The 19,549-nt window shown below is 74.9% G+C and carries 1 protein-coding gene; it reads right to left on the minus strand.

The genetic code is table 11. The features are described 5' to 3' along the window. Window positions 1–174: 174 nt before the first annotated feature. The gene (locus OOK41_RS24875) at window positions 175–19,512 is read right to left on the minus strand and encodes a type I polyketide synthase (protein ID WP_266266898.1); all 19,338 of its coding nucleotides are present in this window, start codon (window positions 19,510–19,512) and stop codon (window positions 175–177) included. Window positions 19,513–19,549 lie beyond the last annotated feature (37 nt).

Here is a 19,549-nt window from a genome sequence, read left to right on the forward strand (position 1 = left end):
GGCAGGACGAGACGGCCTGACGTGGTCCGACCTTACGAAGCCCGCCCCGGCCAGGCACACCCCTAGCCGGCAGGTCGGCACCCCTAGGGCTGACGTGGGCCTACGCCGGGCCGGCCCTGTGTGCCGGTCCGCCCGCGCCGCCGCCCCGGGGCGGCGGTGGTCCTCGCCCTGTGCTCAGGACTTGCCGAACTCCCGTTGGATGATGTCGAACAGCTCCTCCCGGCTGGCCGTGTCGAGTTCCCCGGCGGTCTCCGCCGGCGCGGGGACGGCGGTGCCGCCCGGCCGGCGGGTCCGCCATTTGGCCAGCATGTTCTCCAGGCGACCGATGACCGCCTCGTCGACCTGGTCGGCCGCCTCGCCGAGGAGCTGGTCGAGTCGTTCGACCTCGGCGGCGATCGGCAGCGCCGGCTGCTCCGGCACCAGCCCGGCCCGCAGGTGCTCGGCGAGGGCACCGGGGGTGGGGTGGTCGAAGATCAGCGTCGCGGGCAGGCCGAGACCGGTCTCGGCGGTCAGCCGGTTGCGCAGCTCGACTGCGGTGAGCGAGTCGAAGCCCAGTTCGAGGAATCCGCGGCCCGGCCTGATCGCGGCGGGCGTGGCGTGCCCGAGCACCGTCGCGGCGGTGCCGCGTACCAGGTCGAGCAGGATGCGCTCGCGCTCGGCCGCCGACGCGACGGCCAGCCGTTCGCGCAGGGCCGACGGCGCGCCCCCGGCGTCGCCGGGGGGCTGGTCCTCGGGCGTGGGCTGCGCCTCGGGGATCTCGGTGAGCAGCGGACTCGGCCGCAACGCCGTGAACGACGACGCGAACCGGTCCCACCGCACGTCCGCCACCACCACCGACACGTCGCCCACCTCCAGCGCCCGCGCCAACCCCACCACCGCCGACTCCGGCGCCATCGCCACCAGGCCGCGCCGGCTGAGCTGCTCGCCCACGTCACCGACGGCCATTCCCACCTCGGCCCAGGGGCCCCAGGCCACCGACGTACCCACCAGCCCTCGGGCCCGCCGCGACGCCACCAGCCCCTCCACGAACGCGTTCCCCGCCGCGTAGGCCGCCTGACCCGCCGAACCCCACACCCCGGCGATGGACGAGAACACCACGAACGCGTCCAACTCCGCACCGGCCAGCAACTCGTCCAACACCACCGCGCCGCCGACCTTCGCCCGCAGCACCTCGCCCAGTTCCTCCTTGCCCACCTCACCCAGCGGCGACATCTGCGCCACCCCCGCCGCGTGCACGACCGCCCGTACCCGATCACCACGCCCCGCCAACCCCGTCAGCAGCGCCGCCATCGCGGCCCGGTCCGCCACGTCGCACGCCACCACCGACACCCGCACCGACGACCCCCGCAACCGCTGCACCACGCCCGCACCGTCCGTACCCAACCCGTCCTCACCCCGCCGGGACACCAGCACCACGTGCTCCGCGCCCACCTCCGCCGCCCACTCCGCCACCCGCAACCCCAGGCCGCCCGTGCCACCCGTCACCAACACCGTGCCGGACAACCGCACGCCGGTACCCGCGCCGGAACCCACGTCGGCCCGCACCAACCGCCGCACGAACACCCCCGACGACCGCACCGCCACCTGGTCCTCCGCGCCACCCACCAGCACCCCGCACAACCGGTCCCACACCCACCCCTCCGCCACACCGGGCACATCCACCAGCCCACCCCACAGGCCGGGCTCCTCCAGACCCACCACCCGGCCCAGACCCCACACGGCAGCGCCGTCGACGTTCTCGACAGCCTCCGAACCACCCACCGCCACCGCACCACTGGTCAGCCACCACACGCGACCGCCGACGCCGGCCACGGTCAGGGCCTGGACCACCGTCAGCGCCGCCGACACGGCGGCAGCGGCCGGGGTCACGCCCGGCTCGGCTGCGGCCGGGGTCACGCCCGGCTCGGCCGTGGCGGCCAGGGACAGCAGGGACAGCACGCCGTCGACCCGGCCGTCGGGCCCGGCCGCCTCGCGCAGTCGTCGCGCCACCGCGTCCCGGTCCACGCTGTCCAGCACCACCGGGACGGCCCGCGCGCCCCGGGCCGCCAGCGCGGCCACGGCCGGGTGGTCCTCCTGCCCCGGCGACGCGAGCACCAGCCAGGTTCCGGTGAGCGCGCCGGCGGCGGGCAGGGTCGCGGTACGCCACACCACCCGGTAACGCCACGAGTCGACGGCCGATCGCCGTTGGGCGTCCCGGCGCCACCGCGCCAGCTTGGGCAGCAGGGCCGCGGAGGACTCGCCCGCGGCCACCGCCAACTCGTCGCCCAGGACGCCGAGGTCGCCGGACTCGACCGCCGCCCAGAACCGCTCGTCCGACGGCCCGCCCGCGGCGGCCGGGGCGGTTGCCGGCTCGGGGTCCGCCAGCCAGTAGCGCTGCCGGTCGAAGGCGTAGGTCGGCAGGTCGACCACTCTCGGCCGGACACCCGCCTGCGCCAGATAGGCAGACCAGTCCACCGACACCCCTGCCGCGTGCAACTGACCGACCGCCGCCAGCAGGGACTCCACCTCGGAACGGTCCCGACGCAGCACCGCGACCCGGCGCACCTCGCCGTCACCGGCCACCTCGGCCACCATCGCCGTCAACACCGCGTCCGGACCCACCTCGCAGAACGTGTCCACCCCCGCGGACCGAAGCGCCGCCACCCCGTCGGCGAACCGCACCGGCCGCCGCACATGCCGCACCCAGTACTCCGGGTCCACCAACTCCAACGGATCCGCCACCGCACCCGACACATTCGACACCACTGGCACCGCCGGAACCCGCCAGTCCAACCCCGCCACCACCGCGCGGAACCCGTCCAGCATCGGCTCCATCAACCGGGAGTGGAACGCATGCGACACGGCGAGAGACCTGGTCCGCCAGCCCCGGCCCCGGCAGGTGGCCACCACCATCTCGACCTCGTCAGCCGCCCCGGACACCACCACCGCCGCCGGCCCGTTCACCGCCGCCACGTCCACGGCCGCACCGGTCACCTCGATGACCAGACACACAACAGCCTCCGACGCCGCCACCGCCGCCATCACCCCACCCGCCGGCAACGCCTGCATCAACCGACCACGCGCCGCCACCAGCGTGCACGCATCCTCCAACGACAACATCCCCGCCGCATACGCCGCCGTCACCTCACCAACCGAATGACCCGCAAAGAAGTCCGCCCGCACCCCCCACGACCGCAACAACTCCCACAACGCCACCTCCACCGCAAACAACCCCGCCTGCGCAAACACCGTCCGATCCAGCAACCCCGCATCGACAGACCCCACCTCCGCAAACACCACCTCCCGCAACGGCCGGGGCAACAACCCATCCAACCGCGCACACACCTCATCCAGGGCAGCGGCAAACACCGGGAACCGGTCACACAACTCCCGACCCATCCCCACCCGCTGCGAACCCTGACCGGTGAACAACACCGCCCGACGACCCGCCGACACCACACCCGCCACCGCCGCGCCACCCGACGCCACCGCATCCAGACCCACAACGAGATCGTCTACGCGCGAGCCCCACACCACGGCCCGGTGCTCCAGGGCCGCGCGGCCCGACACCAGCGACCACGACACGTCCACGGCCGCCAGGTCGGACCGGCCCCGCGCGAACGCCGCCAACCGCGCCGCCTGACCCACCAACGCCCGCTCCGAACGCCCCGACACCACCCACGGCACCGGCACCCCGGGAGCCACCCGCGCCGGCGGAACCGACTCCACCACCGACTCCGGACCGGGCTGCTCGATGATCACGTGGGCGTTGGTGCCGGAGATGCCGAACGACGACACCCCCGCCCGACGCGGACGCCCCACCCCCGGCCACGGCCTCGCTGCCGTCGCCAACTCCACCGCACCCGACGACCAGTCCACATGCGACGACGGCTCGTCCACGTGCAGCGTCGCCGGCACGACGCCCTCCCGCATCGCCAGGATCATCTTGATGATCCCCGCGACGCCGGCGGCGGCCTGGGTGTGACCGATGTTCGACTTCACCGACCCCAGAAGCAACGGCACATCCCGACCCTGCCCGTAGGTGGCCAGCAGAGCCTGCGCCTCGATCGGATCACCCAACGTCGTACCCGTGCCATGCGCCTCGATGACATCCACGTCGACCGGCGACAAACCCGCACTCGCAAGGGCCTGCCGGATCACCCGCTGCTGCGACGGACCATTCGGCGCCGTCAACCCGTTCGACGCACCGTCCTGATTCACCGCCGAACCCCGCACCACCGCCAGAACCCGCCGACCCTCCCGCCGCGCATCCGACAACCGCTGCACCAGCAGCACACCGACGCCCTCCGACCAACCCGTCCCGTCCGCCGCCTCGGCGAAGGACTTGCACCGCCCGTCGGCCGAGAGCCCGCCCTGGATCGAGAACTCCGCGAAGGTGGCCGGGGAGGCCATGACGCAGACGCCGCCGGCCAACGCGAGGTCGCACTCGCCGGACCGCAGCGCCTGGGCCGCGAGGTGCAGCGCCACCAGCGACGACGAGCAGGCGGTGTCGACCGTCACCGCCGGCCCCTCGAACCCGAACGAGTACGCCACCCGACCGGACAGCACGCTGGTCGCGTTGCCGGTGAGCAGGTGCCCGCCGACCTCCTGGGCCCGGCCGACGGATCCGCTGGCGTACCCCTGGAAGCTGGCGCCGGCGAAGACGCCGACGGCACCGCCCTTGAGGCTGGTCGGGTCGAGGCCCGCCGACTCGATGGCCTCCCAGGACGTCTCCAGCAGCAGCCGCTGCTGCGGGTCCATCGCCAGGGCCTCGCGCGGCGAGATGCCGAAGAACTCCGCGTCGAACTCGCCGGCGTCGTAGACGAAGCCGCCCCTGCGGACGAAGGACGTGTCGGACATGCCGCTGTCCAGGATGCCGTCCCACCCCCGGTCGAGCGGGAACTCCGAGATGCCGTCCCGGCCGGCGGCGAGCAGTTGCCACAGCTCGTCGGGCGTGCCGACGCCGCCGGGCAGGCGGCAGCCCATCCCGACGATGACGATCGGATCGTCGTCCAGCGCGGCGGTGCGGCGGGCGGCGGGCGAGTCGCCCGACGCTCCGATCACGGTGTCGCGCAGGAAGGCCGTCAGGGCCGCCGGGGTCGGGTGGTCGAAGACGAGGGTGGTGGGCAGCGTGAGGCCCGTCTCGGCGGTCAGCCGGTTGCGCAGCTCGACGGCCGTGAGCGAGTCGAACCCGAGGCGCTGGAAGGCCCGGTCCGCCGGGACGGCCTGCGCGCCGGAATGGCCGAGCACCGCGGCGACCTGGGACCGTACGAGGTCGAGCAGGAATGCCTCGGCCTCCGCCTCCGGCAGGCCCGCGAGCCGCCCACGCAGCGCGGACGTCCCGTCGGTGGTGGCATCCGGGTTCGGGGTGGCCGCCGCGAGTGCCGCCTGGGCCTCGGGGATCTCGGTGAGCAGCGGACTCGGCCGCATTGCCGTGAACGACGACGCGAACCTGTCCCACCGCACGTCCGCCACCACCACCGACACGTCACCCACCGCGAGCGCCCGTTCCAGCCCCGCCACCGCCAGCTCCGGCGCCATGCTCACCAGGCCCCGCCGGCTCAGCTGTTCACCGGCCTCACCCACCGCCATTCCCGCCTCGGCCCAGGGGCCCCAGGCCACCGACGTTCCCGCCAGGCCCCGGGCCCGCCGCGACACCACCAACCCGTCGACGAACGCGTTCGCCGCCGCGTACCCCACCTGCCCCGCGCTGCCCCACACGCCCGCGATCGACGAGAACACCACGAACGCGTCCAGGTCCGCACCCGCCAACAGCTCGTCCAGCACCACCGCGCCGCCGACCTTCGCCCGCAGCACCTCCGCCAGCTCTGCCGGGCCCACCTCGCCCAACGGCGTCATCTGCGCCACCCCGGCCGCGTGTACCACCGCCCGCACCCGATCACCACGCTCGGCCAATCCCGCCAGCAACTGCGCCACGGCAGCACGATCGGCCACATCGCACCCCACCACCGACACCCGCGCACCCGAGCCCCGCAGACCCGCCACCGCGCTGTCCACCCCCGGCGCGCTCTCGCCGCGCCGGGACACCAGCACGACATGCTCCGCGCCGACGCCCACCGCCCACTCGGCCACCCGTACACCCAACGCGCCCGTGCCGCCCGTCACCAACACGGTTCCCGACAACCGCACACCGCCACCGCCAGCGTCCGCACCGGCCCGCACCAGCCGCCGCACGAACACCCCGGACGGCCGCACCGCCACCTGGTCCTCATCGCCACCCGCCAACACCCCGCACAACCGGTCCCACGTCCACTCGTCGACCACGCCGGGCAGGTCCACCAGGCCACCCCAACGGCCCGGCTCCTCCAACGCCACCACCCGTCCCAGACCCCAGACGGAGCTGGCCGTGGCGTCGACTTCCGTGTCGTCGGAGCCGCCCACGGAGGCCGCACCGCTGGTCAGCCACCACAGGCGACCGTCGATGTCGGTCGTGGCCATCGCCTGGGCCACCGTCAACGCTTCGGCCACCCCGGCCCCGGCGAGGGAGATCACGGACAGCAGCCCGGCGACGGTCTCGCTGGTGTCCACCGCGCCGGCGAGCTGCCGCGCGATCCGGTCCCGGTCCACGGCGTCGATCACCACGGGGACGACCCGGGCGCCCCGGGCCGCCAACGCGGCGACCGCAGGGTGCTCCTCCTGGCCGGGCAGCATCAGCACGAGCCACGAGCCCGTCAGGCCGGTACGCCCGTCCACCTGGTGCGAGCGCCACCCGACGCGGTAGCGCCAACCGTCGACGGTCGAACGCCGCTGGGCGTCCCGACGCCACTGGGCGAGCTTCGGCAGCACCGCGCCGAACGGCTCGTCCGCGCCCACGCCCAGCTCGCCGCCGAGCAGGCCCGGGTCGCCCGACTCCACCGCCGCCCAGAACCGGCCGTCGAGGGCGGTGGCCGGGGTGTCGACCTCGGCCGAGGTCGACGGCTCGGCCCAGTACCAGGTGCGGTCGAAGGCGTAGCTGGGCAGGTCGACCGTTGCCGGCCGGACACCCGCCTGCGCGAGGTACGCCCCCCAGTCCACCGAGACTCCGGCCACGAACAACTGACCGACCGCCGACAACAGCGACTCCACCTCGGAACGGTCCCGACGCAACGTCGCCACCCGACGCACCCCGACACCCCCGGCAACCTCAGCCACCATCGCCGTCAGAACCGCATCCGGACCCACCTCCAGGAACGTGTCCACCCCAGCAGCACACAACGCACCCACCCCATCGGCGAACCGCACCGGCCGCCGCACATGCCGCACCCAGTACTCCGGATCCACCAACTCCAACGGATCCGCCACCGCACCCGACACATTCGACACCACCGGCACCGCCGGAACCCGCCAGTCCAACCCCGCCACCACCGCGCGGAACCCGTCCAGCATCGGCTCCATCAACCGGGAGTGGAACGCATGCGACACAGCGAGAGACCTGGTCCGCCAACCCCGGCCCCGGCAGGTGGCCACCACCATCTCGACCTCGTCAGCCGCCCCGGACACCACCACCGCCGCCGGCCCGTTCACCGCCGCCACGTCCACGGCCGCACCGGTCACCTCGATGACCAGACACACAACAGCCTCCGACGCCGCCACCGCCGCCATCACCCCACCCGCCGGCAACGCCTGCATCAACCGACCACGCGCCGCCACCAGCACACACGCATCCTCCAACGACAACATCCCCGCCGCATACGCCGCCGTCACCTCACCAACCGAATGACCCGCAAAGAAGTCCGCCCGCACCCCCCACGACCGCAACAACTCCCACAACGCCACCTCCACCGCAAACAACCCCGCCTGCGCAAACACCGTCCGATCCAGCGCGCCCGACGACCCGCCGGACCACACCACCTCCCGCAACGGCGCAAACCCACCACCGAACTCCGCATCGACCAACTCACACACCCGGTCGAAGGACTCCGCGAACACTCCGAACCGGTCGTACAACTCCCGGCCCATCCCGACCCGCTGCGAACCCTGACCGGTGAACAACACCGCCCGACGACCCGCCGACACCACACCCGCCACCGCCGCGCCACCCGACGCCACCGCATCCAGACCCACAACGAGATCGTCCACGCCCGAGCCCCACACCACGGCCCGGTGCTCCAGGGCCGCGCGGCCCGACACCAACGACCACGACACGTCCACGGCCGCCAGGTCGGACCGGCCCCGCGCGAACGCCGCCAACCGCGCCGCCTGACCCACCAACGCCCGCTCCGAACGCCCCGACACCACCCACGGCACCGGCACCCCGACGACAGACTCCACCCCCGGGACAGACTCCACCCCGGAATCCGACCCCGGCTGTTCCAGGATCACGTGCGCGTTCGTCCCGGAGATGCCGAACGACGACACCCCCGCCCGACGCGGACGCCCCACCCCCGGCCACTCCCGCGACTCCGTCACCAACTCCACGGCACCCGACGACCAGTCCACATGCGACGACGGCTCATCCACGTGCAAAGTCGCCGGCACCACCCCGTGCCGCATGGCGAGGACCATCTTGATGATCCCCGCAACACCCGCCGCCGCCTGGGTGTGACCGATGTTCGACTTCACCGACCCCAGAAGCAACGGCACATCCCGACCCTGCCCGTAGGTGGCCAGCAGAGCCTGCGCCTCGATCGGATCACCCAACGTCGTACCCGTGCCATGCGCCTCGATGACATCCACGTCGACCGGCGACAAACCCGCACTCGCAAGGGCCTGCCGAATCACCCGCTGCTGCGACGGACCATTCGGCGCCGTCAACCCGTTCGACGCACCATCCTGATTCACCGCCGAACCCCGCACCACCGCCAGAACCCGCCGACCCTCCCGCCGCGCATCCGACAACCGCTGCACCACGAGGACGCCGACGCCCTCGCCCCAGGCGGTGCCGTCGGCGGACTCGGCGAACGCCCTGCACCGCCCGTCGGCCGACAGTCCGCCCTGCCGGGAGAACTCGATGAACGCGCCCGGGGTCGCCATCACGGTCACGCCGCCGGCCAGCGCCAGGTCGCACTCCCCCGACCGCAGCGCCTGGGCCGCGAGGTGCAGCGCCACCAGCGACGACGAGCAGGCGGTGTCGACCGTCACCGCCGGCCCCTCGAACCCGAACGAGTACGCCACCCGACCGGACAGCACGCTGGCAGAGGCACCCGTGGCGCCGTACCCGGTGAGCGCCTCACCGGCCTGGCGCACCACGGTCTCGTAGTCCTGGCCGTTGGTGCCGGCGAACACCCCGACCCGGGCCCCGCGCAGGGCGAGCGGGTCGATCCGGGCGTCCTCGAACGCCTCCCACGACGTCTCCAGCAGCAGCCGCTGCTGCGGGTCCATCGCGAGGGCCTCGCGCGGCGAGATGCCGAAGAACTCGGCGTCGAACGCGCCCGCGTCGTGCAGGAACGCCCCCCGGCTCACGTACGACGACTCGGCGGAGTCGCGCAGCGACTCCAGGTCCCAGTGCCGGTTGGTCGGGAACTCCGACATCGCGTCGACGCCGCCGACCAGTAGGTTCCACAGCTCGGCCGGGGATTCGGCTCCGGCCGGGAAGCGGCAGCCCATGCCGACGATGACGATCGGGTCGTCGGCGACGACCGGCCCGCCGACCACGGTCGGCGCGGGCAGGGCCTGCCCGCCGAGAAGTTCGGCGTGGATGTGGCCGGCGAGGGCGGTCGGGTTCGGGTAGTCGAACGCCAGGGTGCTGGGCAGCGTGAGGCCGGTGGCCGCGTCGAGCCGGTTGCGCAGTTCCACGGCAGCCAGGGAGGTGAAGCCGAGGTCCTGGAACGCCCGGTCAGGTGCCACCCGGTCCGCGGAGTCGTGGCCGAGCACCGCGGCGACCTCGCCGCGTACGAGGTCGCGCAGCGCGTGCACCTGCTCCGTGGCGGACATCGCCGCGAGCCGGGCAAGCAGCGCGGACGTCGGCGCCGGGCCGGCGACGGCGAGCGCGGCCGGCGCGGCGTCGGCCACCAGGTCCCGGGTGAGCGGGTCGGGGCGGGTGCCGGCGACGGCGGCCACCCGGGCCCAGTCGATGTCGGCCACCACGAGGTACGTCTCGTCGCGCCCGAGCGCCGCGGGCAGGGCCTCGACGGCGGTCCGGGGCGCCATGGCCCCGAATCCGTCCCGGGCCAGGCGCCGTTCGAACTCACCGGCGCTCACCCCGCCGTCGGCCCAGAGGCCCCAGGCGAGGGAGGTCGCCGGGAGTCCCTCGGCGCGGCGGCGCTGGGCCAGCGCGTCGAGGAAGGCGTTCCCCGGCGCGTAGGTGGCCTGGCCGGCCCCGCCCATGATGCCGGCGAGGGAGGAGAAGAGCACGAAGGCCGACAGGTCCGCAGCGCGGGTCAGCTCGTCGAGGTTGGTGGCGGCGGCCACCTTGGCCCGGAGCGCGGCGGCCAGTTGGTCGACGGTCACCGCGTCGATCACGTTGTCGTCGAGCGCGGCGGCGGTGTGCACGACGGCGGTCAGGGGAAGGTCGTCGGGGACCGACCGCAGCAGGTCGGCGAGCGCGGCGCGGTCGGCCACGTCGCAGGACGCCACGGTGATCCGGCTGCCGAGCGCGGTCAGCTCGTCGACGAGCGCCCCGGCACCCGGTGCTTGGGTGCCCCGGCGGCTGACGAGCAGGAGGTGTTCGGCGCCGGCAGCGGCCAGGGCGCGGGCGACGTGTCCACCGAGGGCGCCGGTGCCTCCGGTGATCAGCACCGTGCCGCGCGGCGTCCAGGAGTCGTGGGGGCCGCCGTCGCCGTAGGGGGCCCGGACGAGCCGGCGGGCGTAGCAGCCGGCGGGGCGCAGCGCGACCTGGTCCTCCGCGCCGGAGCCGGTGAGCAGCGTGCGGAGGGTCCGGACGGCCGCCTGGTCGGGGCGTTCGGGCAGGTCCACCAGTCCGCCCCAGCGGTGCGGGTGCTCGGCGCGCAGCACGCCGCCGAAGCCCCACGTCATCGCCTGGGCGGGGTCGGCGTGCGGGTCGCGGGAGCCGACGGAGACCGCGCCCCGGGTGGCGATCCAGAGCCGGGCGGCCAGCCCGGCATCACCGAGGGCCTGCGCGAGCACGACCGTGCCGGCGAGGCCGGCCGGTACGGTCCCGGTCTCCCGGTACGGCCGGTCGTCGAGCGCGAGGAGGGACAGGACGGCGGTGCCGGCGCGGTCCCGTTCCGGCAGGGCGTCGCTCAGGTCCTGGGCGAGGCGCTTGCGGTCGCGGCCGGCCGCGACCTGGACCGTGCGGGTCCGGGCGGGGTCGAGCGCGGCCACCCAGTCGCCCACGGACGGGTCGGCGTCGGCGGGTACGACCAGCAGGAAGTCCGTGGCCTCGGCCCGGGTGGGGTCGACCACGACCGGCTGCCAGGCCACCCGGTACCGCCAGGAGTCGAGGGTCGCCTCGGTCTCCCGGCGGCGTCGCCAGGTGGACAGCGCCGGGAGCACCTCGGCGAGCGGGGTGTCCGCGTCGACGGCCAGGCTCTCGGCGAGGGCGGTCACGTCCTCGGCTTCGATGGCCCGCCAGAAGGCGTCGTCCTCGGCGGTGCGCCGGGTGCCGGCGGGGCGGTGGGAGCGCGAGGCGGCGTTGAGCCAGTAGCGCTGGTGGTCGAAGGCGTAGCTGGGCAGGTCGACCGTTGCCGGCCGGACACCCGCCTGCGCGAGGTACGCCCCCCAGTCCACCGAGACTCCGGCCACGAACAACCGACCGACCGCCGACAACAGCGACTCCACCTCCGAACGATCCCGACGCAACGTCGCCACCCGACGCACCCCGACACCCCCGGCAACCTCAGCCACCATCGCCGTCAGAACCGCATCCGGACCCACCTCCAGGAACGTGTCCACCCCAGCAGCACACAACGCACCCACCCCATCGGCGAACCGCACCGGCCGCCGCACATGCCGCACCCAGTACTCCGGATCCACCAACTCCAACGGATCCGCCACCGCACCCGACACATTCGACACCACCGGCACGACCGGAGCCCGCCACGACAACCCGGCCACCACCGAGCCGAACTCGTCGAGCATCGGCTCCATCAGCGGGCTGTGGAACGCGTGACTCACCGCCAGCCGGCGGGTGCGCACGCCGCGCTCCCGCCAGGTCCGCTCCACCTCGTCCAGCGCCTCGACCGCTCCGGAGACGACGACGGCCGTGGGCCCGTTCACGGCGGCGATCCCGGCCCGGTCGGCCAGCCCCTCCAGGGTGGCCAGCACGTCGGCCTCGGACGCGGCCACCGCCAGCATGCCCCCGCCGGCCGGCAACGCCTGCATCAACCGACCCCGCGCCGCCACCAGCGTGCACGCGTCCTCCAACGACAGCATCCCCGCCGCATACGCCGCCGTCACCTCACCAACCGAATGACCGGCAAAGAAGTCCGCCCGCACCCCCCACGACCGCAACAACTCCCACAACGCCACCTCCACCGCAAACAACCCCGCCTGCGCAAACACCGTCCGATCCAGCAACCCCGCATCGACAGACCCCACCTCCGCAAACACCACCTCCCGCAACGGCCGGGGCAACAACCCATCCAACCGCGCACACACCTCATCCAGGGCAGCGGCAAACACCGGGAACCGGTCACACAACTCCCGACCCATCCCCACCCGCTGCGAACCCTGACCGGTGAACAACACCGCCCGACGACCCGCCGACACCACACCCGCCGACGCCGGCCCCGACGCCACCGCATCCAGGCCCACAACAAGATCGTCCACGCCCGAACCCCACACCACCGCCCGGTGCTCCAACGCCGCCCGCGACGACACCAACGACCACGACACGTCCACCGCCGACACATCGGACCGACCCCGCGCGAACGCCGCCAACCGCGCCGCCTGACCCACCAACGCCCGCTCCGAACGCCCCGACACCACCCACGGCACCGGCACGGCGACGGGCGCGTCCCCGGCGGTCGCGGCAACGGGCTCGTCGTCGCCCTGCTCCAGGACCACGTGCGCGTTCGTCCCAGAGATGCCGAACGACGACACCCCCGCCCGACGCGGACGCCCCACCCCCGGCCATTCCCGGGGCTCCGTCGTCAACTCCACCGCACCCGACGACCAGTCCACATGCGACGACGGCTCGTCCACGTGCAGGGTCGCCGGCACCACCCCGTGCCGCATGGCGAGGACCATCTTGATGATCCCCGCGACCCCGGCGGCGGCCTGGGTGTGACCGATGTTCGACTTCACCGAACCCAACAACAACGGCACATCCCGACCCTGCCCGTAGGTGGCCAGCAGAGCCTGCGCCTCGATCGGATCACCCAACGTCGTACCCGTGCCATGCGCCTCGATGACATCCACGTCGACCGGCGACAAACCCGCACTCGCAAGGGCCTGCCGAATCACCCGCTGCTGCGACGGACCATTCGGCGCCGTCAACCCGTTCGACGCACCATCCTGATTCACCGCCGAACCCCGCACCACCGCCAGAACCCGCCGACCCTCCCGCCGCGCATCCGACAACCGCTGCACCAGCAGCACACCGACGCCCTCCGACCAACCCGTCCCGTCCGCCGCCTCGGCGAAGGACTTGCACCGCCCGTCGGGGGCCATGCCGCGCTGGCGGGAGAAGTCGATGAAGGTGTCGGGGGTGGCCATCACGGTCACGCCGCCGGCCAGCGCCAGGTCGCACTCCCCCGACCGCAGCGCCTGCACCGCCAGGTGCAGCGCCACCAGCGACGACGAGCAGGCGGTGTCGACCGTCACCGCCGGCCCCTCGAACCCGAACGAGTACGCCACCCGACCGGACAGCACGCTGCTGGCGGTGCCGACGCCGAGGTGGCCGTCGAGGGCCTCGGGGACGTCGACCAGGCTCGACGCGTGGTGGTGGTACATCATGCCGGCGAACACCCCGACCGGACGGCCGCGCAGGGCGAGCGGGTCGATCCGGGCGTCCTCGATCGCCTCCCAGGACGTCTCCAGCAGCAGCCGCTGCTGCGGGTCCATCGCGAGGGCCTCGTGCGGGGAGATCTTGAACAGGCCGGCGTCGAAGTCACCGGCGTCGACCAGGAAGCCGCCCTCCCGGGCGTAGCTGCTGCCGCGCCGGGCGCCGGACGGGTCGTAGAGGTCGCCGAGGTCCCAGCCGCGGTCGGTCGGGAAACCGGTGATGCCGTCCCCGCCGGCGGTGAGGAAGTCCCAGAGCTGTTCCGGTGAGCGCACGCCGCCGGGGAACCGGCAGCTCAGGCCGACGATCGCGATCGGCTCGTCGGGCGCGGCGGCGGTGCCGGGCAGCGCCGGCTGCGAGCCGGCGTCGCCCCCGGTCTCGGCGTCGAGGTGGTCGGCGAGCCGGAGCGGGGTGGGGTGGTCGAACACGAGGGTCGCGGGCAGCCGCAGCCCGGTCTCCGCGCCGAGCCGGTTGCGCAGCTCGACGGCGGTCAGCGAGTCGAACCCGAGTTCGGTGAACGGGCGGCCGGCCTCGACGGCTGCGGCGTCGGCGTACCCGAGGACCGCCGCGACCTGGTCCAGGACGAGCCGCAGCAGGGCGGCGGCCCGCTCGTCGCGGTCCAGCCCGGCGAGCCGCTCGGTCAGCGTGCGGGCCTCGGCGGGGCCGGACCGGGCGGCCCGCCGCCGGGGCGACCGGACCAGGCCGCGCAGCACCGCGGGCAGGGTGCCGGCCTCGGCCTGGGAACGCAGGGCCGGGCCGTTCAGCGCCACGGGGACCGCCACCGGCAGGCCGGTGCGCAGGGCGGCGTCGAAGAGGTCGAGGCCGTCGGCCGGGGCGATGGGGTGGGCGCCGGAGCGGGCGAGCCGGTCGGTGTCGGCGCGGCCGAGGGCGGCGGTCATGCCGCCGCCCGACTCGGCCCACGGCCCCCAGGCCAGGGAGAGGGCGGGCAGGCCGGCGGACCGCCGGCGGTGGGCGAGGGCGTCGAGGAAGGCGTTGGCGGCGGCGTAGTTGGCTTGTCCGGGGCTGCCGGTCACCCCGGCCGCCGAGGAGTACGTGACGAACAGGGCCAGGTCGCGGCCGGCGGTCAGCTCGTGCAGGTGCTGGACGGCGTCCACCTTCGGCCGCAGCACCTGCGCCAGCGTGTCGGGGGTGAGCGAGGTCAGGGTGCGGTCGGCAAGCACCCCGGCGGTGTGCACGACCCCGGTCAGCGGGTGGGCCGGGTCGATCCCGCCCAGGAGCGCGGCGAGGGCGGCGCGGTCGGCCGCGTCACACGCCTCGACCCGCGCCGTGGCGCCCAGGTCGGCGAGGTCGGCGAGCAGGTCCGCGACGCCGTCGGCGTCGGCGCCGCGCCGGCCGGTGAGCAGCAGGTGCCGGACCCCGTACCGGGTGACCAGGTGGCGGGCGAGCAGCGCGCCCAGCGCGCCGGTGCCGCCGGTGACGAGGACGGTGCCGGCCGGGTCGAGCGCCGGCGCGGGCGCCGCCGGTTCGCCGGCGGCGGCGAGGCGGGGCACCCGCACCTCGCCGGCCCGCACGGCCGCCTGCGGTTCGTCGCCGTCGAGCAGGCCGGCGAGGGCGGACGCGGAGCGCGCCGCGTCGTGGTCGTCGACGTCGACGAGCAGGAACCGGCCGGGGTGCTCGGCCTGCGCGGAGCGCACCAGGCCCCAGACGGCGGCGGCGGCCGGGTCGGCGACGTCCTCGTCGTCGGAGACCGCGACGGCTCCACTGGTCAGCACCACCAGCCGGGATCCGCCGGTGTCCCGGTCCCCGGCCAGCCAGCCCTGGAGCACGGCGAGGGTGTCGGCGAGCAGTTCGTGCGTCCCGGCCGCGTCGGCGTCGGCGGGGCCGGCCACCGGGAGCAGGACGACGTCCGGCACCCCGGCGTCGAGCAGCGCGCGCAGGTCGGGGTGGCGGGTGGCGGCGGTGTCGGCCGGCAGCGGCGCGGGGCGGTCGCCGAGCACCGCCCAGGTGCGGCCGTCGGCGGGGCCGCCGGTCTGCGGGTGCCGGGGCCAGTCGAGGCGGAACAGGGAGTTGCGCCACGGGGACCCGGCGGGGGTCAGGTCGCCGGCCGGCAGGGGGCGCAGGGCCAGCGAGCCGACCCGGGCGACCGGCGCGCCGGTGGCGTCCGCGACCAGCATGGCGACGGTGTCCGGGGCGGTCGGGGTGAGCCGGACCCGCAGGGTGTCCGCGCCGTGGGCGCTGACGGCGACATCGACGAAGGCGAACGGCAGCCGGGCCTCGCCGGCCTCGACGATGCCCAGCCCGACGGCCTGCACGGCGGCGTCGAGCAGGGCGGGGTGCAGGCCGTACGCGTCGGCCTCGTCGGCAGCCGGCTCGGGGAGCGTCACCTCGGCGTACACGTCGGCGCCGGCCCGCCAGGCGGCGCGCAGCCCCTGGAAGGCCGGGCCGTAGGCGAAGCCGGCCTCGGCGGCCCGGGCGGCCGGTTCGGCCACGTCCAGGGGCGTCGCGCCGGCCGGCGGCCAGTCGGCCAGGCCCGGGCCGGCCGGCGCGTCGTCGGCCGGGGCGAGCAGGCCGGTGGCGTGCCGGACCCACAGGTCGTCGGTGCCGGACCGGCGGCCGTGCACGGTGACCTGCCACGCGTCGCCGGAGTCCCCGGTGCGTTCGACGGCGACCTGCACGTCGACGCCGCCGGTGTCGGGGAGGGTGAGCGGGGCCTGGAGGGTCAGCTCGGTGAGCACGTCGGCGCCGACCTCCGCGCCGGCGCGCAGCGCCAGCTCGACGAGGCCGGTGCCGGGGAACAGCACGGTGCCACGCACCGCGTGCTCGGCCAGCCAGGGGTTCGTCTCGACGGACAACCGGCCGGTGAGGGTGACCTCGTCGCCGTCGGCGGAGCGGAACACCGCGCCGAGCAGCGGGTGACCGGTGGGGGTCAGCCCGGCGGCGGTCACGTCGGCGGGCTGCGGCAGCGGCAGCAGCCAGTAGCGGTCGCGCTGGAACGCGTACGTGGGCAGGTCCACCGGCGCGGCCGGGCCGGCGAACAGGGCGGTCCACCGCACCGGCACGCCACGGGTCCACAGGGTCGCGGCGGCGGCGAGGGCGGTGGCGGCCTCGTCCTGGTCGGCGCGCAGCACCGGCGCGTACGCGGCCTGGTCGGCGCCGGCGATCTCCTGGGCCAGCGCGGACAGCACGCCGCCGGGGCCGACCTCCACGAACGCGCCGACGCCGTGCTCGCGCAGGGTGGCCACGGCGGCGTCGAACCGGACGGTGTCGCGGACGTTGCGCAGCCAGTACGCCGGGGAGCAGATCTCCTCCGGGGTGAGCACCGTGCCCGTGACGGTGGAGACCACCGGGATCCGGGGCGCGGCGAAGGTGAGCTGCCCGAGCACGGCGGCGAAGGCATCACGCATCGGGTCCATCCGGGCGGAGTGGAACGCGTGGCTGACCCGCAGCCGCCGGGTGTTCCGGCCCAGTGCGGCGAAGTGCCCGGCGACGGCGAGCACCGCGGCCTCGGCGCCGGAGACGACGACGGAGTCGGGGCCGTTGACGGCGGCCAGTTCCGCGCCGGCCGCGTCGGGCGTGGCGGCCAGGTGGGCACGCACCTCCGCCTCACCGGCCCGGACGGACACCATGGCGCCGCCGGAGGGCAGCGCCTGCATGAGGGCGCCCCGGGCGGCGACCAGCCGGGCGGCGTCGGGCAGGGACAGCACGCCGGCCAGGTGCGCGGCGGCGACCTCGCCGACGGAGTGGCCGGTGAGGAAGTCCGGGACGACGCCCCAGGACTCGACGAGCCGGTAGGTGGCCACCTCGACGGCGAAGAGGGCCGCCTGCGCGTACCCGGTGCGTTCGAGCAGTTCGGCGGGGCCGTCGAGGACGGCGTCGAGGGGCCGGTCGAGGTGCCGGTCCAGTTCGGCGCGGACGGCGTCGAAGGCGGTGGCGAAGGCGGGGAACGCGGCGTACAGCCGGCGGCCCATGCCGACGCGCTGGGCGCCCTGGCCGGTGCAGAGCACGGCGAGGCGGGTGGGGCTGGCGACGCCGCGCCGCACGGTGCCGGCGGGGACGGTGCCGGCGGAGACGGTGTCGGCCAGCGCGGACAGCCCGGCGAGGAGGTCGTCGGGGTCGGCGCCGAGCAGCACGGCCCGGTGTTCGAGGGCGGACCGGCCGGTGGCGAGGGCCCGGCCCAGCGTGGCCGGCGGGACGTCGGGGTGCTCGGCGAGCCAGGACCGCAGCCGTCGCGCCTGGGCGGTCAGCGCGGCGGCGCTGCGGGCGGAGAGGACCCAGGGCAGCGGGTCGGGGCCGGTGACGTCGCCGGCCGGTGGCTCCGCCTCGGGGCCGGCCGAGGGCTCCGCCACAGGGGCGGCCTCGACGATGACGTGGGCGTTGGTGCCGCTCACCCCGAAGGAGGAGACGCCGGCCCGGGCCGGGCGGGCGGTGGTCGGCCAGGGGTGGGCCTCGCGGAGCAGGCTGACCGCGCCGGCCGTCCAGTCGACGTGCGGGGACGGCTCGTCGAGGTGCAGGCTGCGGGGCAGGACGCCGTGCCGCATCGCCATGACCATCTTGATCACGCCGGCGACCCCGGCGGCGGCCTGGGTGTGCCCGAGGTTGGACTTGATCGAGCCGAGCCACAGGGGCCGGTCGGCGGGCCGGTCCCGGCCGTACGTGGCGATGACCGCCTGCGCCTCGATCGGGTCGCCGAGCCGGGTGCCGGTGCCGTGCGCCTCGACGGCGTCCACGTCGGCGGGGGTGAGCCGGGCGTTCGCGAGGGCCTGGCGGATCACCCGCTGCTGGGAGGGGCCGTGCGGGGCGGTGAGGCCGTTGCTGGCCCCGTCCTGGTTGACGGCGGTGCCGCGGACCACGGCGAGCACGGGGTGCCCGTTGCGCCGGGCGTCGGAGAGGCGTTCGAGCAGGAGCAGGCCGGCGCCCTCGCTCCAGCCGGTGCCGTCGGCGGCGGCGGAGAAGGACTTGCACCGGCCGTCCGGGGACAGGCCCCGCTGCCGGCTGAAGCCGATGAACGTGTCCGGGCTGGACATCACGGTGACGCCGCCGGCCAGGGCGAGGGTGCACTCGCCGGAGCGCAGCGCCTGCGCGGCGAGGTGCAGGGCGACCAGCGAGGAGGAGCAGGCGGTGTCGACGGTGACGGCCGGGCCCTCGAAGCCGAAGGTGTAGGCGATCCGGCCGGAGACGACGCTGCCGTGGTTGCCGGTGCCGACGAACGCCTCGACCTCGTCGGGCACGCCGTTGAGGCGGGAGACGTAGTCGTGGTACATGACGCCGGTGAAGACGCCGGTCCGGCTGCCCTTCAGGGACTCTGCGGCGATGCCGGCCCGCTCGACGGCCTCCCAGGCGACCTCCAGCAGCAGCCGCTGCTGCGGGTCCATCGCCAGGGCCTCGCGGGGTGAGATGCCGAAGAAGCCGGCGTCGAACTCGCCGGCGTCGAGCAGGAAGCCGCCCTCGCGGGTGTACGACTTGCCGTGCGCCTCCGGGTCGGGGTCGTAGAGGTTCTCCACGTCCCAGCCCCGGTCGGCGGGGAACGGCGTCACCGCGTCCCCGCCGGCCTCGACCAGCCGCCACAGCGCCTCCGGGCTGTGCACCCCGCCCGGGTAGCGACAGGCCATCCCCACGATCGCGATGGGCTCGTGGTTCTGCTCGTCGACGGCCCTCAGGCGTTCGCTGGTCTCGTGCAGGTCAGCGGTGACGCGCTTGAGGTACTCGCGGAGCTTGGCTTCGTTCGCCATCGGTAGATCACCTGTCGCTAAGGGGCAAGCGGCGGAT

The sequence above is a fragment of the Micromonospora sp. NBC_01655 genome (genome assembly GCF_026339755.1).
Lineage (GTDB): Bacteria > Actinomycetota > Actinomycetes > Mycobacteriales > Micromonosporaceae > Micromonospora.